Raw genomic sequence first — 20,943 nt, 5'->3', positions numbered from 1 at the left:
AGGGAGAAATTACCAGTCCATCGGACCCTTCCCATGGAAGGAATCAACGAGGAAATCGATGAAGGCCCGCACTTTGGGTTGCGTAAAGCGGCCCGGCGGGTAGACGGCGTAAACGCCTTGAACTTCGTCAGGCAGGGACGGCATTGCATCGACAACCAGCCCGGCCTTCAGGGCTTCGGCGTAAAGATAGCTGGGTAGATAGGCGATACCCAGGCCGGAAACCGCTGCGTTCAACAGGGATTGGCCATCATTGACACTCAACCACCCGGCGGTACGAACCTGACGTTTTTCACCGGACGGCGCGGTCAGTTTCCAGACATTGCCCGAGGATTGGCTGGAATAATGCAGCAGCTTGTGTTCGTTCAGATCATCGATCTTCTGCGGCCGGCCGAATCTTTCGACATAACTGGGCGCGGCGACCATGCGTTTGACCGTCTCGGTCAGTTTGCGGGCGCGCAACGTGCTGTCTTCCAGCTCACCAATGCGCACGGCCACGTCAAATCCTTCGGAAATCAGCTCGACATAGCGGTTGTTCAAAACCATGTTCACGGTGATGTCGGGGTAGGCTGCAAGGAACTCGGACAGAACAGGTGACAGGTGATTGACGCCGAAATCCGTGGCGACGCTGATGCGCAAAAGACCAGACGGGGCCGATTGCATTGACGTGACCAGTGAATCCGCTTCTCCGGCATCATTCAACACGCGCCGCGCGCGGTCATAATAGGCCAGCCCGATTTCCGTTGGTGAAACCCGGCGCGTGGTGCGGTTCAACAGCCGCGCTCCCAGACGCGCCTCAAGGCTCGATACGTGTTTGGACACAGCTGATTTGGAGATGCCCATCTTTTTGGCCGCATCGGTGAAGCCACCCTGGTCCACCACATTGGCGAAGGCTTCCATTTCGGTCAGTCGGTCCATACTCGTTCCCCAGATCTTGATTTCCGTCCTGACTATGGCGCTGAATCTGGGCGGAAACGGGGCAGACATGGGATAATATCAGGGATTTGAATCGGATCGTTTGCGTATGAGAAACGCAGAAACAGTGGTTTCCAAACTCACCTCAGGCATTGTGATGCTGTGTTTTTCAGGCAATCGCGCTAAGATCTCTCATTGAGAATGGCATTTTTGTGACCAGGGAGGAGATCATGAGAACCTTTTTCGCCATTGCTGCGCTTTGCCTTTCTGTGGGCTTTGCGCATGCCGGAGGAGAGACCCCGTCGAATCCTGATGCAAAAGTCTATTTCGTCAACCTGTCGGATGGCGATACCGTGCAATCACCGGTCACGGTTGTCTTTGGCCTAAGCGGCATGGGCGTCGCGCCCGCCGGAACCGACAAAGAAAACACCGGGCACCACCACCTGCTGCTTGACCGTCCCCCGCTGGGTGAAGGCGAGGATGGCGCGGATGAGTTGGCCAATGGCCTGCCCGCCGACGATAATCACATGCACTTCGGAGGCGGTCAGACCGAAGTAGCATTGAATCTGTCGCCGGGCCAACACACCCTGCAATTGGTTCTGGGCGATGCCGGGCATGTGCCGCATTCCCCGCCGATTGTATCCGAAGTGATCACGATCACCGTGGAATAGCCGCAGGTCGTTGAAACCGTCCGTTCGGTTCATGTGATGGAAAGGCATTTACATTTTCGGCGCACTTAGTGAATCTGCCTGCATTTGCAGGGGGTAATAATGTCGCTGGAATTCTTCGTCACATCATTGATTGTTGTTTTGCTGCCGGGTACCGGCGTCATCTATACTTTGGCTGTCGGTCTTGGGCGCGGGTTTCGCGCAAGTCTTGCCGCAGCCTTCGGATGCACACTTGGGATCGTTCCGGCGGCCTTGGCCGGCATCATCGGACTTGCAGCCTTGCTGCACACCAGTGCCGTCGCGTTTCAATTCATCAAATATCTTGGCGTCTTGTACTTGTTCTACATGGCATGGGGTATCCTGAAGGACGGCGGTGCCATGGATGTCGCGGCGGAGAAATCCGCAAAAAGCGACTTTGGAATTGCCGTGACAGGAACGCTGATCAACGTTTTGAACCCAAAGTTGTCGCTATTCTTCCTGGCCTTTCTGCCTCAATTCCTGCCGGCGAACGCAGCAAATGCAGGAATGGAACTGGCCAAACTGGCGCTGGCCTTCATGGCCATGACATTTGTTGTTTTTGTCGGGTATGGGGCATGCGCCGCACTGGCGCGGGACTATGTGATCCGGCGCCCTGCTGTGATGGCGTGGATAAAGCGGTGTTTCGCAACCGCTTTTGGTGCATTGGGTGCAAAGCTCGCGCTGTCGGACTGAAGACACTCTGAACGAGTGGCTTCAGAACTCTGCGGCAAGGCGTGTGCCCTGATTGATCGCGCGTTTGGCGTCCAGTTCGGCCGCCACGTCCGCCCCACCGATCACATGCGGGGTGATCCCGCGTTCGATCAGCGCGTCGGCCAGCGACCGCTCGGGCACCTGTCCTGCACACAGAACGATCGTATCCGCCTTGATGACGGTCGGATCGGCGCGCTCTTCTCCGAACGAGACATGCAGCCCCTCGTCGTCTATGCGTTCATAGTTCACGCCGCCCACGAAGTTGACATCCTTCATCTTCAGCGTGGCGCGGTGGATCCAGCCGGTGGTCTTGCCCAGCCCCTTGCCATGCGCCTGCTTCTTGCGCTGCAGCAGCGTGACCTGCCGCTTGGGCGCCTCGGGTTGCGGGCCTTCGGGCGCCAGGCCTGCGCGGTGCTGTTCAGGGTCGGCGACGCCCCATTCCTTCATCCACAAGGGCAGGTCGGTGGTGGGCGAATGGCCTTCCTCCAACAGGTATTCCGACACGTCGAAGCCGATGCCGCCGGCGCCGATCACGGCCACCGATTTGCCCACCGGGGCCTTGTCGCGCAGCACGTCGATATAGTTCACGACATTGTCGCTGTCTTCGCCCGGGATCTGCGGGTCGCGCGGGTTGACGCCCGTGGCGATCACCACCTCATCGAACCCGCCCAGATCGTCGGCGCCGACTTTGCGGCCCAATTCGACCTTGACGCCCAGATCGTTCAGCATGGTGCGGTACCAGTCCACCAAGCCCCAGAACTCTTCCTTGCCCGGCACCTGCTTGGCCATGTTCAGTTGGCCGCCGATCTCGTCGGCCTTATCGAACACGGTCACGTTATGGCCGCGCTCCGCCGCCGTCATCGCCGTGGACAGGCCCGCCGGACCCGCGCCCACGATGGCCACGCGCTTGGGCGTGGCGGCCTTTTCGATCACCAGCTCGGTCTCGTGGCAGGCGCGCGGGTTGACAAGGCAGGATGTCAGCTTGCCGCTGAAGGTGTGATCCAGGCAGGCCTGGTTGCAGGCGATGCAGGGCGCGATCCTGGCCGACTCGCCGGCCATCGCCTTGGCCACGAAATCCGCATCCGCCAGCATCGGCCGCGCCAAAGAGACCATATCGGCACAGCCCTCGGCCAGCACCTGCTCGGCCACATCGGGCGTGTTGATCCGGTTCGAGGTGATGACCGGAATCCCCACCTTGCCCATCAGCTTCTTGGTCACCCAGGAAAAGGCCGCGCGCGGCACGCTGGTGGCGATGGTCGGAATCCGCGCCTCGTGCCAGCCAATGCCGGTGTTGATGATCGTGGCCCCGGCCTTTTCGATCTCCTGCGCCAGTTGCACCACCTCGTCATGGGTCGAGCCGTTGGGTACCAGATCTATCATCGACAGCCGGTAGATGATGATGAAATCGGTTCCCACCGCCGCGCGGGTGCGGCGAACCACCTCGATAGCCAAGCGCATGCGGTTCTCATAGGACCCGCCCCAACGGTCTGTGCGCTTGTTGGTGTGGGTCACCAGAAACTGGTTGATGAAATAACCCTCGGACCCCATGATCTCGACCCCGTCATAGCCCGCCTTTTGGGCCAGCACGGCGGCGTTGACGATGTCGCTGATCTGTTTCTCGATGCCGTCCTCGTCCAACTCGTTGGGGGGGAAGGGCGAGATCGGAGACTTCACCGGGCTGGGCGCCACGCATTTCGGCCCATAGGCATAGCGGCCCGCATGCAGGATCTGCATCGCGATCTTGCCACCTGCCTGATGCACACGGTCGGTGACGACGGAATGATTGGCCACGTCCTTGTCGCTGGTCATCATCGCCGCCCCCGGCAGGACCGAGCCTTCAAGGTTCGGCCCGATTCCCCCCGTGACCATCAGCGCCACGCCACCGCGCGCGCGGGCGGCATAGAACTCGGCCACCCGGTTCCAGTCGCCGGTTTCTTCCAACCCGGTATGCATCGAGCCCATCAGGACCCGGTTCTTCAACGTGGTAAAGCCCAGATCCAGTGGTGCCAGCATGTTTGGGTACACAGTCATGGCAAAACTCTCCCTCCTGAATTTGCGTGATAGATTGACGTTCGCGTAAACTTTGTCACGCGAAACCCCACGTCACCCTCTTTGCTGTTGCGCCGGTGGTTGCTAGAGGTGGGCGGAACAACCCGATGAGGCCGCGCATGACCCCCGAAGATATTGCAAAACTGCCCTACCGCCCCTGCGTCGGGCTGATGCTGATGAACGATCAGGGCCAGATCTTTGTCGGACAGCGCAACGACCGCCACGCGAACGCCTGGCAAATGCCGCAGGGCGGTGTGGACAAGGGCGAAGACCCTCGTGATGCGGCCTTGCGAGAGCTGTTGGAGGAAACCGGAGTCACGGCTAATCTGGTTGAAATCATCGCGGAAACCGAGGGCTGGCTGCCTTATGACCTGCCGCATGACATCGTGCCCAAGATATGGAAGGGCCGCTTCCGCGGGCAGGAGCAGAAATGGTTCCTGATGCGGTATCTGGGAACCGACGATCAGATCGACATCGCAACCCACCACCCCGAGTTCACCTGCTGGAAATGGCAGGACCCCGACCGGCTGATCGCCGAGATCGTACCCTTCAAGCGCGAGGTGTATGAGCGCGTGGTCGAGGCTTTTTCCGACTATCTAAGCGAATTCTGATCGCTTGGGTTGCGTTTCAGATTGATCCGCTAGGCGGACGAAGCGGACTTTTGATGTGATCGCTCCAAAGACAGCTATGCGCCCAATACAGACATTACATTCTCACATGCAGGAAAGGTAGCGAACCTTAATTGCGGGGGCAAACACGTGGCTTTGTTGAAAGCTCCGCTCTAGATCTTAACATAAATCCACTTCTTATTGGCAGAAAGCTCGGAGCGGAAAGCTCCGAGCCGCGTTCCCTACCATCAGGACTGACTAAGTTTCTTGAGTTGCAGGAAGCTCATCACCGCAAGAAACGCAAAGAATGCGGGATCCGACCAACCAAAGCCAGTGAAGATACCTGTCAGCGCCGCATATAGCGTTACGACAAAACCAAGTGCGTTGGTTGCCATCAGCCCGGTCAGCAGCTTCCGGGCGGTTGCACCGTCGGTCACATCCCTAAGAAGAAAGCCAATAATGGCAATCCCTCCAAGAAAAATGCTGTTGTGCTGCGACAGGAACCAGGCGTAGCGGTCATTCAGCTCCAATCCGTAGTTTGGCCACAGAAAACCAGGCAGAAAAAACAGCGCAAAGGCAAACAACGCATAGATTGTGCTGTGAAGGGTCAGGAATGTTCGATTGCTCATTTGAAAGCTCCTTGTATGTGCGCAAGTTTAAGAGGGATCCTGATCAGACTACCTCGCGCAAGGGGGCGTTGGTGATTGAGCTGAGGTCTTCCATGATATCAAACACATGGTCCGACGTTACGGTGACACCGATTGCCGCCAGACGCTTCACGTGCATCGCCTTGTAGGTTTCCAGGGCGGCGAGATCCCGGAACAAATAGGTCGAACCGAAATCACCACTGCTTTCATCAACGGTCCAGATTTTCCAGATCACACCAGCTTCCTGCGCAATGCTTTCAGCCAACCGCTTAGTGCCCTCGGCAAATTCTTCGGTCATGGGGCCGTCATATGTCATGTGTAGGTCCCAGATTTTCATCGTGCTCATCAGCTTTGTCCTTTTGACTTTCTCGCTCCGGTTTTGCGTGTGGCGAAGCGTGTGGTTTCCATTGCCAAGCAAGATAGTCAGGGATATTTGTTAGATAAACAGCCATTTTTAGATCGCGATGTAAGGAATATCTAACAATGAGGCGAAATGAGTTGAACGACGTGTCGATATTCGTGGCGGTTGCTCAAGAGAACGGTTTCCGCGCGGCGGCTGAAAAACTGAAACTTGGAGCGGGTTCGGTAAGTGAAGCTGTCCAGAGGTTCGAAGATCGCCTTGGCGTGCGCCTGATCGAAAGATCGACTCGGGCCATCGCCCTGACCAAAGCGGGCGAACTTCTTTTTCGCCGTAGCCTGCCAGCAATCAATGATCTGGAAACAGCACTGAAAAGTATTCACGACCTAAACGAAGATCTGTCGGGCACGCTTCGGCTAACGGCCCCGACCGCCGCGGGCCAATTGTTTCTGGATGCCCTAATCACAGGATTTGCAAAAGAACATCCGGCGGTGGCGATTGAACTAATTTATGACGAAACAAAAGTCGATCTCGTAACCAGCGGGGTTGATGCTGCTATCCGTGCTGAGACCCTGCTTGATCCTGATACATATGCCATCGCAATTGGCCCTACACTGAAGATGACGATTGTCGCGTCCCCCGAATATCTAGCCAATTGCCCGCCCCTAGAGAAACCGGCCGATGTGGCGGCACATAGCGGGGTCTGTTTTGCTATTACAGGTGCTGACAAGCTGGCCCCGTGGGTATTTGCAGGCACAGACGGCCCCTATTCGGTCATGCCGCGTCCCAAGATCGTCACCAACGACGTGACCTCCATCCTTGAAGGCGCAAAGGCGGGGCTTGGGCTGGCCTATATCTTTGCAAGCTCTGTCGAGAGCTTGCTGGAAGACGGCAGGTTGGTTCAGGTTCTGGAAGGCCAGACCGCTGATTTGCCCCGGTTCTCCCTGAACTATCTATCCAAGCGCAATATGCCGCCCCGTGTCAGAGCTTTCGTTGATTATGCGAAACGGTGCAATCCTTAAACAAAATCGCTAATCTCTGCACTATCAAACAAGTTCCGTTTCTTGGAGCCGAATTGAAGCTTGGTGGAGCATCATCAAGGGTCCAGTACGGGCCGATTCACGGAGCTTTGCAAAGCCCGATTTCTGCCCAAAACAGTCATTGGAACATCGTGCAGTATCCGGAAAAATGGGCTCAAAGCAGCCCTTCCTCCCGCAGCAATTCCAGCATATCCGCCTCGGGTCTCGGGCCGATATGGCTGATGACCTCGCGGGCGCAGACATTGCCAATACGGGCGCAGGTCTCGAAATCGCGGCCGGTTGCCATGCCAAACAGGAACCCGGCGGCAAACTGGTCGCCCGCACCTGTTGCATCAACGGGGACGACCTTCTCGACCGGTACGTCAATGCGAGCGTCGCCGTTCATAACCGTCACCCCGTCGCCCGACCGGGTGCAGACCACCAGCGGGCAGATCGCCGACGTGCGCCGCAGCGCCTCTTCCAGGTCGTCGGTTTCGAACAGGGATTTGATCTCGGCCTCGTTGCCGATCACGAAATCCAGCTCGTTTTCAATCAGCAGCAGGAAATCCACCCGGTGCCGTTCCACACAGAACGGGTCGGAAATGGCGATCCCGGCCTTGCCGCCACCCTTGTGACAGGCACGTGCGGCCTCAAGGAATGCCGCCTTGCCCTTCTCTTTGTCGAACAGATATCCCTCAAGGAACATGATCTGGCTGTTTCCAGCGACCTCATCCGAAACGTCCTGAGACGACAGTTCCGAGGAAATGCCCAGATAGGTGTTCATTGACCGCTCACCATCTGGCGAGACAAAGATCATCGAGCGTGACGTCGGCAATTCGCCACCCGGAACAGGCGGGTTCACGAAGTCGACGCCATCTTCATTCATCGCATCTGCATAGAACCGGCCCAGAGCGTCATCGTGTACCCGGCCGATGAATGCTGCATCCAACCCAAGCGCGCCTGCGCCCGCAATGGTATTGGCCACCGAGCCGCCCGGCGTTTGAACTCGGCTTTCCATCGAGGCGTACAGCACCTCGCCGCGTTCCTGTTCGATCAACTGCATGATGCCTTTTTCGATGCCCATCAGCTCCAGAAAGCTGTCATCGGCCTGGGAAATCACGTCCACAACGGCATTTCCGATGCCGGTCAGTTGATAAGTCTTCATAGGGTTTTGTCCTCGAATTGGCAGAGATCACGGATGATGCAGGTCGGGCATTGCGGCTTGCGCGCCTTGCAGTGGTACCGGCCATGCAGGATCAGCCAGTGATGCGCATGAAGTTGAAAGTCAGCGGGAATATTGTCTTCGATGGCGCGTTCGACCGTGTCCACATCCTTGCCGGGGCAAATACCGGTGCGGTTGCCGACGCGAAAGATATGGGTGTCCACCGCCTGCGCCGGTTGCCGCCACCACATGTTCAAAACCACGTTGGCCGTCTTGCGGCCCACACCCGGAAGGGATTGCAGGGCAGCCCGGGAATTGGGAACCTCGCCGCCATATTCGTCAACCAGGATACGGCTGAGCTTGATGACGTTCTTGGCCTTCTGGCGGAACAAGCCAATGGTCTTGATGTGCTCGATCAGGCCGTCCTCGCCCAGATCCAGCATCTTTTGCGGCGTGTCGGCGATCTTGAACAGGTCGCGCGTCGCTTTGTTGACACCCGCATCCGTGGCCTGCGCCGAAAGGGCCACGGCGACGACCAGAGTATAGACGTTCACATGCTCCAGCTCGCCCTTGGGTTCCGGGTCGGCCTTTTGAAAGCGCGTGAAAATCTCGCGGATCGTATGATAGTCGAGTTGCTTTGCCATCCGGGCCTTAATGCCGTCCACCGCGCCCTGACACAAGCACAAAGCCAATGCGCAAGTTCCGGGTCGCGACAGCGTGGCCAGCGCGCTATGGTTTTGTCAGATGATGAGGTGGAACCATGAACGTCCAGACCCCAGAAAGCGGTTATCATTACAACGTCATGCGCCGGGCAATCGAGTTGATCGATCAGGGTGGTGAAGGCCTGAGCCTTGATGAACTGGCACGCCAGATGGATATGAGCCCGGCCCATTTCCAGCGTTTGTTCTCGCGTTGGACCGGAGTGTCACCGAAACGGTATCAACAATACCTGACGCTGGGCCATGCGAAGGCATTGTTGCGTGAACGGTTTACGACATTGGAAACGGCCCACAATGTGGGCCTGTCCGGCAGCGGACGTCTGCATGACCTGTTCCTGACGTGGGAATCCATGAGCCCCGGCGAATATGCCCGCAAAGGCGAAGGTCTAACGATCTATTGGGGGTGGTTCGAATGCCCCTTTGGCCCTGCGCTGGTCATGGGGACCGACAAGGGCATCTGCGGCATTGCCTTCGGCGCCGAGACCGGCGAAGAGGCCGCGATGGAAGACATGATCTCGCGCTGGCCCAAGGCGACGTTTGTCGAGGATCCGATGCGTCTGCGTCCTTGGGCGCTGAGTGCTTTTGGCGCTGCCAGCGACCGGTTGGAGCCGACACCGGTTTTCCTGATCGGATCACCTTTGCAAATCAAGGTGTGGGAAGCGCTGATGCATATCCCGTCCGGGCAGGTCACGACCTATTCCGAGATCGCCCAGCGAGTCGGCTCGCCGCAAGCCGTTCGCGCCGTGGGAACGGCAGTTGGCCGCAACCCGGTCAGTTGGTTGATCCCCTGCCATCGGGCATTGCGCAAATCAGGTGGTCTGGGGGGCTATCACTGGGGCTTGCCTGTCAAGCGTGCCATGCTGGCCTATGAGGCGGCGCAGGCAGACGCTTGATTGACAGACGGCCCGGCCGCTGCCAAAAGGCACCTCAGGTTCGGGTCCCCTGCCGTTCGCGGCCATTGGCTTTGGTGAAACCCGGTTTGAAAAGCATCTGTTGCCCTTTCCCGGCGCGCCGATGGAAATGCGAGCCCCGTCCTGACTTCGCGCCCGTTCAAGGACACGAGGCACATGATGATACGATCCCAAACCGTTGCTCCGGTTGAAGAGCTGAAAGCGCAGGCGAAACGCCTGCGGGAAGACTTGAAAACGAAGGGCGTTTCGCTGTCGCACAGTGCGGCATTGGAACTGCTGGCCCATCAGCATGGCGTTCGAGACTGGAACACCTTGCACGCAATGGCCGGAAACCGGATGCATCTGCGCGTGGGTGATCGGGTCGAAGGGCGCTATCTGGGTCAGGCGTTCACGGCCGAAATTCGCGGTCTGACCATGCTTGGCGATGGCGCGCGTCGCCGAGTGACCCTGCATTTCGATACGCCGGTCGATGTGGTGCGCTTTGACAGCTTTTCTGCATTTCGACAGCGCGTCACCGGCGAGATTGGGTGGGACGGTCAATCCCAGCGCCGCACGTCCGATGGCGTACCCCAGCTTGTGGTGCGTCCCCTATAGGGGGTTGCGGGCGGGGCCAACCGCGTTGCCCCGCCCGATCTGTCTGCTTTGCAGGTAAGTTACTCTGCCGCCCAACCGCCGACAGCTTTGATCTCGAGGAAGTCCTCAAGCCCAAAGACGCCGCCTTCACGCCCGTTGCCGGATTGCTTCATGCCGCCGAACGGTGAGCCCGCGCTGCGCGATTGTCCGTTCATTTCGACCATGCCCGACCGCAGCGCCCGCGCCATGCGATTGGCACGCGCGCCGTCCTGCGTCTGAACATAGTTGGTCAGGCCATAGGGTGTATCATTGGCGATTTCGACAGCCTCTTCTTCGGTGTCGAAGGGGATCATGGTCAGAACCGGGCCAAAGATTTCTTCGCGGGCGATGGTCATCTGGTTGTTTGCATCTGCAAAGACCGTGGGGCGGACATAGTAGCCCTTGTTCAGCCCCTCTGGCCGTCCGGTGCCGCCTGCGACCAGCCGCGCCCCTTCATCGATGCCCTTCTGGATCAGGTCCTGAATCTTGATCCACTGAACTTCATTCACCACCGGTCCGATATGGCGGCCTTCCTCTGAGGCAGGGCCAACCTTGACCATGTTTGCGACCTCGGCCGCGGTTTCCACAGCCGTGTCATAGATCGGGCGCTGCACCAGCATCCGACTGGGGGCGTTGCAGCTTTGGCCGGTGTTTTGCATCATGTGCAGCACCCCACGCTTGACCGCTTTTTCGTCCGCGTCCTTAAAGATGACGTTGGCCCCTTTGCCTCCTAGCTCAAGATGTACTTTCTTGAGGGTATCAGCCGCATTTTTGGAAATCGCGGTGCCTGCGCGGGTCGAGCCGGTGAAGCTGACCATGTCTACATCCGGATGGCCCGAAAGTTGCGAACCAACGCCCGCACCGTCGCCGTTGACCAGATTGAACACACCGGGCGGGAAGCCTGCCTCGCCCATCATCTCGGCAAAGATCATCGCGTTCAGCGGGCTTTGTTCCGACGGTTTCAGCACCATCGTGCAGCCCGCAATCGCAGCAGCACCAACCTTGAGCGTGATCTGGTTCATCGGCCAGTTCCACGGCGTGATCAAAGCGGCAACGCCAACCGCCTCGTAAATGATGCGATCATTCGGCGCATGATCCCCCAGCGGGCGTTCAAATTCAAACGACCTGGCGGCGCGGATGAAGTTCTTCAGGTGATAGATGCCGGCACCCGCCTGCGCCGAGCGCGCCAGATCGATCGGGGCGCCCATTTCCAGCGACATCGCCTGCGCCAGATCCTCTGCCCGGGCTGCATAGAGTTCGACCAGTTTTTCCACCAGCGCGATGCGGGTTTCCACTGGCGTGGCCATCCAGCCCGGCAAGGCAGTCTTGGCCGCGGCAACGGCCGCATTCGTGTCGGCTTCGGCGCCAAGCGAGATCACGGCGCAGGGGTCTTCGGTTGACGGGTTGATGACCTCGAAGTCATTGGGCTGCGATGGGGCCACCCACTGACCATTAATATAGAAATCCCGCTTTTCGATCATCCTGAGCCCTCCTGAAGGTCTGCCTGAAATCGGCTGTTCGGGGCCACTCTGTCACCCATGCACAGGCTGAGCAATAGTGAATTTGATCAAATTATTTTCTGGCAATGCCCACGAAATCCGTATCCTCAAGCGCGATGGACGGTTTAACCTGCACACAAAGTGATTAGGTTCCAAACAACCGATTCAGGTTTTTCACAGAGAAGGAGATGCCCCATGGGTTTGCGTATCAACGACACCGTTCCGAATTTCACGGCAGAAACAGATCAGGGCACCATTCAGTTTCACGACTGGATTGGCGATAGCTGGGCCATTCTGTTCTCGCACCCAAAGGATTTTACACCTGTTTGCACCACCGAGTTTTCGGCCGTTGCGCAGTTGAATGACGAATGGGCCGCGCGCAACACCAAGGTGATCGGCGTATCGGTCGATGGTGTCGAAGACCACAAAAAGTGGAAGAAGGACATTGAGGAATATGGCAAGGCCGAACCCGGCTTTCCGATCATCGCCGACGACGGTCTGGCTGTGTCCAAGGCTTTCGACATGCTGCCCGCCGAAGCATATCTGCCCGACGGCCGTACACCGGCTGACAGTGCCACGGTGCGTTCCGTCTTTATCATCGGACCGGACAAGCAGCTGAAGCTGTCGATGACCTACCCGATGACCGTGGGCAGGAACTTTGCCGAAATTCTGCGCGCGCTTGACGGTTTGCAGATGTCGGCCAAGGGCGTTGCGACACCTGCCAACTGGGTGCCGGGCGAAGACGTGATCATCCCGCCAACCGTGTCGAACGAAGACGCCAAGGCCAAGTTTGGCGAGTTCGAAACGATCTTCCCCTATCTGCGCAAGACCAAAGCGCCGTCGTAAGCCGGTTGCCGGGTCAGGGGGGCTGTCTGCCCCCCATCGTGCCCGCAGGCACGATTCCCCCCGAGGATATTTTTAGCCAGATGAAGCAGGCGGTTGTTGCAGGTCGAGCAACCACCGAAATGTCCTGCGCGTACTGCATTTTCGGGGTTTTCCGGGTGCCCCCGCGCCTGAGGCGCGAGGGCAAAGAGGTGCAGGAAACCGGAGAGAAACCTGACACCCGAAGCAATCAGAAATTATGGCGAAGTCCGAAATTGATGCTGAAAGTATCCAGATCGTTCTCTACGTTGCCGGTCAAAGCTCCGTTGGGGGCCAGGCGCTGCGACGAAACATCAAAGGCGCGGGCGTAACGGGCGTCAATCGTGAACGCTGTCGACGGGTTGATGTCATATGCCACACCGGCGATCAGCTGGGCGGCCAAGGTGGTGTCGGTGTCGTCCAGCGCCACACCCGGCCCGTAAGAAAAATCCAGATTCGAATAGGTGGCACCCAGCCCAAACCCGGCAAACGGTGTCAGCGCGCCGGCCTGTTTGAAATCGAACAGCAGATTGGCAAATAACGAGGTCTGCGTGACGTCGCCCGAGATATTGCCCTCGGGCCCCGGACCATTGCCGGTAAAGTTTACACCATCCACGTCACTGTCGCGATATGACAGTTCCAGCTCGATCCGCGTTCCGATGATATCGTTGGACCATTGCGGGATTTCCTTGCCTACCGCGAGGCCCAGTCCGAAACCTGCGTCGAATTCGGTATCGACCGATTGCGTCGCGCCACCGATCGTCCCGGTGAAATCGCTGTCCTGTAGCTGGCTGTAGCCGATGAAGCCGTGAATATAGGTGCCGTCGCCCAGGCTCTGCGCGGCAAGCGCCGTTGCGCTGATCGCCAGAGCCGAAGAGGCGAGAATGAGGCGCGTGAACATAACCATCTCCAGTGTTCCAAAGTCCGCATGCCATGGATGTGGACGAGGCTGGCCCAAAAAGAAAGGCGCCGGGCCTTCACTTCGTTTCACAGGTTTTTAGGAATGTGTGAGTGAATAGGCACGAGGCTCTGCCACTGTTTCAGGGCACATCCCTGACCAACGGTTCTGACAGGAGTTCGTCGACAAAGAAACTGAGCAACTGCACCCTGCTGGAAACGCCCGCCTTTCGATAGACCGCAGCGCTTTGGGCCTTGATCGTCCCTTCTTTCGTCTGTCGCATTCCGGCGATTTCCGCGATGGAAAGCCCCTTGATCGTCAGCATGGCAACGTCACGCTCAGCCTCACTAAGCTGCCACGCGCTGAACTGGGTTTCGATGACCTGGGCAAAAGCCCCTTGCGCCACTTGCAGTTGCCGCTGCATGTCGCGCACCCGTCTGGACTGGGAACGGATCAGGGCGATCGTGGCGCTCAGGCCGCCGACAAGCGCCAGCGACAAAAACAGCTCGAACGAATGAAGGTGACGAAATCCCGCGCCGTCGCCGCCTGTCCAATCCAGCAGCGCATCCGTCATGAAAAAGGCGGCGCAGAGGGCCTGCACCACCAGAAGAAGCCAGAGCAAAGACGTTTGAGGTGCTTTCATGCGGCCCCTTGGACGTTGCGGGTTCAGTCGTCGTCCTCTTCGAGCTCGATGGCTGTCACCACCCCGTCCGTGTCAGACAGAACCAGTTCAGTTTCCACGCCATCCTTGGTGAGTTCAACCTCGATCTTCCCACCTTCGAATTCGATCTCTTCGATCTGGTACCCCTGGGCTTCAAGCGCCGCGCGGATATCGGCTTCGCTTGTGCCCAATTTGTCGCCCAGTCCGACATTGGCCAAAGCAAGAACTGGTGCGGTTGCGATCAATCCCGTCAGTGTCAGCAGTTTCAAGGTTTCCATATCGCATCTCCTTTTTGCGTTGTGGCGATGCAGTGGAACTGGGGATGGCAGAGGCGCCCTGCGATTGGTTTTTGGTTGAAACAGGGTGAATAGAACCAAGGTTTAGGCCATTCGCAGCCGTTTGCGCGCGTCAGGTTCAGATTGCAATCAAGTTGTGCTAGTTTGTTTTGCGGAAACATACGGGCATGGGACCAACGATGTCGGGCTTTCTGACTGTCCTGAACAGGAGAAAACCATGGCTTTTACAGATTGGTACGTCGAGGGAGAAAGCTTCGGAAACTGCAACTGCGGCTATGCCTGCCCTTGCCAGTTCGAGGAATTGCCGACGCATGGCGATTGCCGCGGCTTCGAGGTGCTTGAAATATCCACCGGATATTTTGGCGAAACGGATCTGAGTGGAACCAAGGCTGCGTTGATCTATGCATGGCCCGGGCCAATATTCGAGGGTGGCGGTGAAATGCAGGTGATCGTCGACCCCGCGGCCTCACCGGCGCAGCGCGATGCGCTGGAAAAAGTCTTTCACGGCGAAGAAACCGAAGAGATGGCAACCCATTGGTACGTGTTCCGAGCCATGTGTGAGACGGTGCACGACACGCTGTACCTGCCGATCGAGCTTAAGATGGATATCGAAGGACGAACGGCCAGCGTTGCCGTTGGCGACGTTCTAAAGTCGACCGGGCGCCCGATTCAGGCCCCGCATGGTGGCGGCGAACACCGTGTACGCATCGATATTCCCGGCGGGATCGAATTCACCATTGCCGAGATCGGCAGCGCCTCGACCCGAGCTTATGCGGCGATCAAACTGGATCTGAAAGACAGCTACGGCCAGTGGCACCTGTTGAAACATGGCCCCGGTGGCGTCGCGCACTGACCTGCGGTCAGGCGGCTTTCGCGGATTCATCGGGGCGGATCTTCCAGCCCGGAACCGCCAGATCCGCCGACAGCACCCGGACTTCGAAGGGTTTGAGGACCGGCAATGCGGTCGAACCGTAACAGCCTTCACCATTGGCCAGTTCCGGGAACAGTTCGAACAGCTCGCTTCGTGTGGCGGGTGCCATTGCCCTAAGGCTGGTGTCACCGGGGTAAAAGGACTCGGACCAGAGTCCTTCGACATTCACCAACTCATGCTGATCAAAGAGGATATGAATGTACTCCACCCCATGTGCGGGCGTTTCCTGAACGATGGTATGCCCATTGATCAGCCCCTTTGCGGGGGCCAGCATCGCCGGCTCGCAATGCATAAGCTCCATCATGGTCGAGGTCACGGCAATCCGGTGCTGTGGGGAAATGACGAGATCGCGGCTTGGGCTGTTCGGCCCGAAACAGCCCGCCTTGATCCGTACAGGGGACAGGTGCGTGTTTCGCCGCAACTCAGCCGCGGACAACCGGCGCTTGCCGATCCAGCGGACCGGGCGTGCATGGCCGCCGGCGGTGATGACCGGGTCGCCGGGCTCCAGCGCCTCGACCCTGCGCAGCCCAGTCGGTGTCTGGATCAGAGATCCTGTGGTGAAACACACGAAAGAAGGCAAAGTGTCATACGCGGATGGCGGCGCGGTGCCGGCAAAACTGGTATCTGAAATCGTGTCATTCAGTTCGGCCTGACCCGAAGTGACTATGATGTAACGCGGGTTTGAAAACTGGATCAGGATGAACGTGACCGGCGCGCCATCGACCGTTCCTGTGTAGTTTTCGAAAGTACTGAAATTCTGGGTCGAGCCGGAAAAGCCGGGAAGAGACCCGAGGTCAAGTTGCGAGCTGCCATCCGGGTCGGGATCTTGCAGCAGGGCGTCATTATCCGTGACTTCGACCGAATACGCAGCAGTAATATCAACACTGCGGTTGCTGAACGGGTCTGCGCTGATTTCGTAAACAGTAATCGATGCCACGGTCGAACAGCTTCCTTGAAAACGGCAATATCCCCCTTAAGGTTGAGCTAATACACGCAATAAGTGTTAATAATTGATTTACCAAAGTTGCGGCGCAGTTAACCGTCCTGTGCCGCGCAAACAAAAAGGCCCCGGATGAAACCGGGGCCTTCCGCTGTCTGTCAGAGGGGCAGATTACTCTGCGTTTTCCTCTTTCTTTTCTTTCTTTTCCGGAACGATCTCTTCGCCGGTTTCCTGATCGACGACTTTCATCGACAGGCGCACCTTGCCGCGATCGTCAAAGCCCAGCAGTTTGACTTTGACTTCCTGACCTTCTTTCAGAACATCCGACGGATGGTTCAGGCGGCGGTTTTCGATCTGCGACACGTGGACCAGACCGTCACGCTTGCCAAAGAAGTTCACGAAGGCGCCGAAATCGACGATCTTGACCACCTTGCCGGTGTAAACCTGACCTTCTTCAGGCTCTGCCACGATCGAATAGATCATGTCATAGGCCTTCTTGATCGATTCCCCGTCGGGCGAGGCGATCTTGATGACGCCATCGTCGTTGATGTCGACCTTGGCGCCCGAAACCTCGACGATCTCGCGGATGACCTTGCCGCCTGAACCGATCACTTCACGGATCTTGTCGGTCGGGATGTTCATGGTCTCGATGCGCGGGGCGTGGACCGAGAAATCGTTGGTCTCGGACAGGGCTTTGCCCATCTCGCCCAGAATGTGCATCCGGCCTTCCTTGGCCTGTGCCAGGGCGGTTTCCATGATCTGAGGCGTGATGCCGGCAACCTTGATGTCCATCTGGAGCGAGGTGATGCCGTTTTCGGTGCCCGCAACCTTGAAGTCCATGTCGCCCAGGTGGTCTTCGTCACCCAGGATGTCGGTCAGAACAGCGTATTCACCGTCATCTTCCAGGATCAGACCCATGGCCACACCGGCAACCGGCGCTTTCAGCGGAACACCCGCATCCATCATCGACAGCGAACCGCCGCAGACAGAGGCCATCGAGCTTGAGCCGTTGGATTCAGTGATCTCGGACACCACGCGAATGGTGTAGGGGAAATCGGTCGGCGCAGGCAGTACCGCCTGAAGCGCGCGCCATGCCAGTTTGCCGTGGCCGATCTCGCGACGGCCGGGCGAACCAACGCGACCAACTTCACCCACCGAATACGGGGGGAAGTTGTAGTGCAGCAGAAAGTTCGATTTGAAGTTGCCGTGCAGCGCGTCGATGAATTGCTCATCGTCGCCGGTGCCCAGCGTGGTCACGGCCAGCGCCTGTGTTTCACCGCGGGTGAACAGGGCAGAACCGTGGGTCCGGGGCAGAATCGAGGTTTCTGCAACGATCGAGCGGACATCGGTGGTCGAACGACCGTCGATCCGCTTGCCGCCCCTGACGACGTCGCCGCGCAGAATGCCGGCTTCCAGCTTTTTCATCGCGGAACCGAGGTTGCCGTCTTCCAGCTGCTCTTCGGTCAGCGCCTCTTTGATCGCTTCGCGGGCGGCGGCAACAGCGGCGGTGCGCTCTTGCTTGTCGGTGATCGCGAAGGCGGCGCGCATCTGCTCTTCACCGGCGGCCTTAACGGCGGCATAAAGCTCGGAGTAATCCGGCGCCTGGAAGTCAAACGGCTCTTTCGCGGCTTCTTCCGCCAGCGAGATGATCAGGTCGATGACCGGTTGGATCTGCTCATGCGCGAAGTTTACCGCACCCAGCATTTCCGCTTCGGACAGTTCGTACGCTTCCGATTCCACCATCATCACGGCGTCTTTGGTGCCGGCCACAACCAGGTCCAGACGCTGTTCGGGGTTCAGGCGCAGGTCCTGCATGTCGTCCACGGTCGGGTTCAGGACATATTCACCGTCGGTGTATCCCACGCGGCAGCCCGCGATCGGGCCCATGAACGGTGCGCCCGAGATGGTCAGAGCAGCCGAAGCAGCAATCATCGCAACGATGTCGGGATCGTTGACCAGATCGTGGCTCAACACGGTACACATCACCAGGACTTCGTTTTTGAAGCCGTCAACGAACAACGGACGGATCGGACGGTCGATCAGACGCGCGGTCAGCGTCTCTTTTTCGGTCGGGCGCGCTTCGCGCTTGAAGAAGCCACCCGGAACCTTGCCGGCGGCATAGTATTTCTCTTGGTAATGCACGGTCAGTGGGAAAAAGTCCTGACCGGGCTTCTGTTCCTTGGCGAAGGTCACGTTGGCCATGACGCTGGTTTCGCCCAGGGTGGCAATCACGCTGCCGTCAGCCTGACGGGCAACCTTGCCGGTTTCCAGTGTAAGCGTTTCCTCGCCCCACTGCATCGATTTCTTCGTTACATCAAACATATGCGTATCCTAGATGGGAGCACTCCCGCCCCTGCGGGTCTCCCGTTTTGCGTGGCGGCCCCATTGCCGCCGACCCCAATTTATCTTCCATTCGAGTGCCGAGGTCAGGGCACAACGTCTCAGATACCGCGCGCATACATGAGAATGCGTTGGAAGGAAAGAGAAACTGCATCGGATGGCCGTTTCATGCCGGGACTGGCTTGTGCTGCCACCGGGTGCAAAAGATTCAAGCCCGAACAACGATCAACTTATCAAGTCGCGGTTCGTTTTTCACGAGCGGGATTACGGGAACACAGATCAATCTGTAGCGCTAACATATCTGCAGTCGAATGCATTTTGTAAAAATATGAAGGCAGTATAAGCTCTTACCATTAAGCCTGCGGTCGAAATGACGGAAACGCGCCAAGGGGGTTAACTAACTCATTCCCGTCCGCCGACCGAATACCTTGGCGTTTGCAGACAGCGAACAGAAGGGCAATCGAATGGCACAAACAAAGAAGATGCTGGATCCGGACCCCCGGATTTACGACTTCGAAACGGAATATGAACTGGGGCAGGATAACGTCCGGCCGTTTGGCTTGGACATTCACAACCCGGTCTTTCTGATCTCGAGTATCATGATCTTTGCGTTCGTTCTGATCGCATTGGCCAACCAAGAGGCCGCAGCTACGTTTTTCGGCTGGCTCCGACCTTGGCTAACCAGCACGTTCGATTGGTTTCTGGTCCTTTCGGTAGATGCAATCACCCTGTTTTGTCTGGTACTGATCATCCTGCCCGTCGGTAGTGTGCGGATCGGCGGCAAGGACGCCACGCCTGATTATTCCTACGCCGGATGGATCGCGATGATGTTCGCCGCCGGTATTGGTATCGGCCTGTTGTTTTTTGGGGTGATGGAGCCGGTCTACTACAACTTTGCCGAAGACGGGAATGCGCGCCCACTGGGAATCGATATCGCTGTCCCTGGCAATGAGTATATCGGCATCGTCGGTACCATTCACCATTGGGGGCTGGAAGGCTGGGCGGTTTACGCCGCAGTCGGCCTGAGCCTGGCAATCTTCAGCTACAATCTGAACCTGCCCCTGACTTTGCGTTCGGCCTTCTATCCAATTCTGGGTGAACGGGTCTGGGGCTGGTGGGGCCATATCATCGACACGTTGGCGGTTTTTGCCACGTTGTTCGGATTGACCACATCGCTCGGTCTGGGTGCTCAGCAGGTTGCCGCTGGCCTTTACGAGGTCTTCGGCATCGAACCCAGCCCCACCGTCGTGGTTCTGCTGATCATCGGCATTACGTTGATTGCGCTGGGCTCGGTTTTGCTGGGCATGGATGCGGGCGTCAAACGGCTGAGTGAGATCAATATGATCATGGCCGTGGGGCTGTTCCTTTTCGTCATCGCTGTAACGGGCATTGGCACCGCCATCGCACGGTATTTCAACGTGATGACTGATTACGTGCTGCACCTGCCCGCGCTGTCGAACCCGTTCGGACGGGAAGACACCAGCTATTTCCACGGTTGGACGACCTTCTACTGGGCGTGGTGGATCGCATGGTCACCGTTTGTTGGGATGTTCATTGCCCGCATTTCAAAGGGCCGTACTGTGCGCGAGTTCGTAATCTGTGCGCTGCTTGCGCCAACTGCCGTCTGTGCCCTGTGGATGTCGACCTTCGGCGGCGCTGCCATCGACATGTTGAACGCAGGCGGAGCGGAAGGCGTCCGCGCGACCGTGATCGACAGCTACGCCCCCGAGGGAGCGTTGTTCGGTTTCCTGAAGGAGCTGCCGCTGTACAGCATCGTAGCCCCGATCGCCCTTGTCCTGATCGTGATCTTCTTCGTCACCTCGTCTGATTCCGGATCTTTGGTGATCGACACGATCACTGCAGGCGGCAAGATGGACGCACCCGTGGTTCAGCGCGTGTTCTGGTGCACTTTGGAAGGCCTGGTTGCCATCGCATTGCTGTTGGGAGGCGGTCTTTCCGCATTGCAGGGCGCGGCGGTTTCAACCGGCATCCCCTTTACGCTGGTGGTTCTGATAATGTGCTACTGCCTGTGGCTGGCGTTGAAATCTGAGCGGGCAAAGATGTAGATTATACACCGAATCCCCGAAAAACGCCTGCCGCATGGTGGGCGTTTTTTCGGGTCG

General features: G+C 58.0%; 20 protein-coding genes and 1 pseudogene. 9 read left to right on the top strand and 12 right to left on the bottom strand.

The genetic code is table 11. The annotated features are described in order from the left end of the window. Positions 1–9 precede the first annotated feature (9 nt). Entirely contained in the window at positions 10–915 is a 906-nt protein-coding gene (locus ACR0LI_RS16025; RefSeq protein WP_152459401.1) for a LysR family transcriptional regulator, read from the bottom strand. Between the two features lie 227 nt (positions 916–1,142). Between ACR0LI_RS16025 and ACR0LI_RS16020 the strand changes: the two genes are divergently transcribed. Together ACR0LI_RS16020 and ACR0LI_RS16015 are read left to right on the top strand one after the other, a co-directional pair. After that, a complete protein-coding gene (locus ACR0LI_RS16020) occupies positions 1,143–1,583 on the top strand; it encodes a DUF4399 domain-containing protein (RefSeq protein ID WP_210093662.1) in 441 nt (146 codons plus the stop codon). Positions 1,584–1,682: 99 nt separating this feature from the next. Further along, the gene (locus ACR0LI_RS16015; protein ID WP_210093663.1) at positions 1,683–2,291 is read left to right on the top strand and encodes a LysE family translocator; all 609 of its coding nucleotides are present in this window, start codon (positions 1,683–1,685) and stop codon (positions 2,289–2,291) included. A gap of 21 nt (positions 2,292–2,312) precedes the next feature. Here ACR0LI_RS16015 and ACR0LI_RS16010 read toward each other — a convergent pair whose 3' ends face one another. Then, positions 2,313–4,340: an NADPH-dependent 2,4-dienoyl-CoA reductase gene (locus ACR0LI_RS16010; protein ID WP_171637327.1), complete on the bottom strand. Its 2,028-nt coding sequence runs from the start codon at positions 4,338–4,340 to the stop codon at positions 2,313–2,315. A gap of 137 nt (positions 4,341–4,477) precedes the next feature. On the opposite strand from ACR0LI_RS16010, the gene ACR0LI_RS16005 reads away from it, so the two are divergent. Then, positions 4,478–4,969 carry an RNA pyrophosphohydrolase gene (locus ACR0LI_RS16005; RefSeq protein ID WP_480718836.1) on the top strand — a complete coding sequence of 164 codons (492 nt, stop codon included), beginning with the start codon at positions 4,478–4,480 and terminating at the stop codon, positions 4,967–4,969. Between the two features lie 245 nt (positions 4,970–5,214). Here ACR0LI_RS16005 and ACR0LI_RS16000 read toward each other — a convergent pair whose 3' ends face one another. Both ACR0LI_RS16000 and ACR0LI_RS15995 read right to left on the bottom strand, forming a co-directional pair. Beyond that, positions 5,215–5,595 carry a hypothetical protein gene (locus tag ACR0LI_RS16000; protein WP_171329884.1) on the bottom strand — a complete coding sequence of 127 codons (381 nt, stop codon included), beginning with the start codon at positions 5,593–5,595 and terminating at the stop codon, positions 5,215–5,217. Positions 5,596–5,638: 43 nt separating this feature from the next. Then, positions 5,639–5,959, bottom strand: a complete 321-nt coding sequence (locus ACR0LI_RS15995; protein WP_171364712.1) for a monooxygenase — start codon at positions 5,957–5,959, stop codon at positions 5,639–5,641. Positions 5,960–6,096: 137 nt separating this feature from the next. On the opposite strand from ACR0LI_RS15995, the gene ACR0LI_RS15990 reads away from it, so the two are divergent. Next, positions 6,097–6,993: a LysR family transcriptional regulator gene (locus ACR0LI_RS15990; RefSeq protein ID WP_171329880.1), complete on the top strand. Its 897-nt coding sequence runs from the start codon at positions 6,097–6,099 to the stop codon at positions 6,991–6,993. A gap of 172 nt (positions 6,994–7,165) precedes the next feature. On the opposite strand, the gene ACR0LI_RS15985 is transcribed toward ACR0LI_RS15990, so the two are convergent. Together ACR0LI_RS15985 and nth are read right to left on the bottom strand one after the other, a co-directional pair. Then, entirely contained in the window at positions 7,166–8,155 is a 990-nt protein-coding gene (locus tag ACR0LI_RS15985; RefSeq protein WP_171724688.1) for an adenosine kinase, read from the bottom strand. Further along, a complete protein-coding gene (gene nth / locus ACR0LI_RS15980; RefSeq protein WP_171637323.1) occupies positions 8,152–8,796 on the bottom strand; it encodes an endonuclease III in 645 nt (214 codons plus the stop codon). The genes ACR0LI_RS15985 and nth overlap by 4 nt, the downstream gene beginning before the upstream one ends. 116 nt (positions 8,797–8,912) lie before the next feature. Here nth and ACR0LI_RS15975 point away from each other — a divergent pair, with 116 nt between their 5' ends. Continuing rightward, positions 8,913–9,764 (top strand): bifunctional helix-turn-helix domain-containing protein/methylated-DNA--[protein]-cysteine S-methyltransferase, encoded by an 852-nt coding sequence (locus ACR0LI_RS15975; RefSeq protein ID WP_209835215.1) that lies wholly within the window; start codon positions 8,913–8,915, stop codon positions 9,762–9,764. A 174-nt stretch (positions 9,765–9,938) separates the two neighbouring features. Continuing rightward, entirely contained in the window at positions 9,939–10,376 is a 438-nt protein-coding gene (locus ACR0LI_RS15970; protein WP_371732282.1) for a glyoxalase superfamily protein, read from the top strand. Between the two features lie 59 nt (positions 10,377–10,435). On the opposite strand, the gene ACR0LI_RS15965 is transcribed toward ACR0LI_RS15970, so the two are convergent. Next, positions 10,436–11,875 carry an aldehyde dehydrogenase family protein gene (locus tag ACR0LI_RS15965; protein WP_480718835.1) on the bottom strand — a complete coding sequence of 480 codons (1,440 nt, stop codon included), beginning with the start codon at positions 11,873–11,875 and terminating at the stop codon, positions 10,436–10,438. A 213-nt stretch (positions 11,876–12,088) separates the two neighbouring features. Between ACR0LI_RS15965 and ACR0LI_RS15960 the strand changes: the two genes are divergently transcribed. Further along, entirely contained in the window at positions 12,089–12,739 is a 651-nt protein-coding gene (locus ACR0LI_RS15960; protein WP_171637316.1) for a peroxiredoxin, read from the top strand. Positions 12,740–12,965: 226 nt separating this feature from the next. On the opposite strand, the gene ACR0LI_RS15955 is transcribed toward ACR0LI_RS15960, so the two are convergent. From ACR0LI_RS15955 to ACR0LI_RS15945, 3 genes are all read right to left on the bottom strand, one after another. Continuing rightward, positions 12,966–13,655 carry an outer membrane protein gene (locus ACR0LI_RS15955; RefSeq protein WP_480621489.1) on the bottom strand — a complete coding sequence of 230 codons (690 nt, stop codon included), beginning with the start codon at positions 13,653–13,655 and terminating at the stop codon, positions 12,966–12,968. A gap of 139 nt (positions 13,656–13,794) precedes the next feature. After that, positions 13,795–14,295, bottom strand: a complete 501-nt coding sequence (locus tag ACR0LI_RS15950; RefSeq protein WP_480718834.1) for a helix-turn-helix transcriptional regulator — start codon at positions 14,293–14,295, stop codon at positions 13,795–13,797. A gap of 23 nt (positions 14,296–14,318) precedes the next feature. Continuing rightward, positions 14,319–14,591, bottom strand: a complete 273-nt coding sequence (locus ACR0LI_RS15945; RefSeq protein WP_171233448.1) for a PepSY domain-containing protein — start codon at positions 14,589–14,591, stop codon at positions 14,319–14,321. Positions 14,592–14,826: 235 nt separating this feature from the next. Between ACR0LI_RS15945 and ACR0LI_RS15940 the strand changes: the two genes are divergently transcribed. Next, positions 14,827–15,462 carry a DUF1326 domain-containing protein gene (locus ACR0LI_RS15940; protein WP_171637310.1) on the top strand — a complete coding sequence of 212 codons (636 nt, stop codon included), beginning with the start codon at positions 14,827–14,829 and terminating at the stop codon, positions 15,460–15,462. 214 nt (positions 15,463–15,676) lie between these two features. On the opposite strand, the pseudogene ACR0LI_RS15935 reads toward ACR0LI_RS15940, so the two are convergent. Beyond that, positions 15,677–16,108 (bottom strand): annotated as a pseudogene (locus ACR0LI_RS15935) (Hint domain-containing protein); the annotation flags it as partial. 543 nt (positions 16,109–16,651) lie between these two features. Beyond that, positions 16,652–18,802 carry a polyribonucleotide nucleotidyltransferase gene (gene pnp, locus ACR0LI_RS15930; protein ID WP_480718833.1) on the bottom strand — a complete coding sequence of 717 codons (2,151 nt, stop codon included), beginning with the start codon at positions 18,800–18,802 and terminating at the stop codon, positions 16,652–16,654. Positions 18,803–19,284: 482 nt separating this feature from the next. Here pnp and ACR0LI_RS15925 point away from each other — a divergent pair, with 482 nt between their 5' ends. Beyond that, positions 19,285–20,886, top strand: coding sequence for a BCCT family transporter (locus tag ACR0LI_RS15925; protein ID WP_171637305.1), 1,602 nt, complete (start codon positions 19,285–19,287; stop codon positions 20,884–20,886). Positions 20,887–20,943 lie beyond the last annotated feature (57 nt).

This window comes from Ruegeria sp. CL7, from assembly GCF_056536445.1.
Note: the sequence above shows the minus strand (reverse complement) of the source record. Positions and strands in the feature narration are given on the sequence as shown.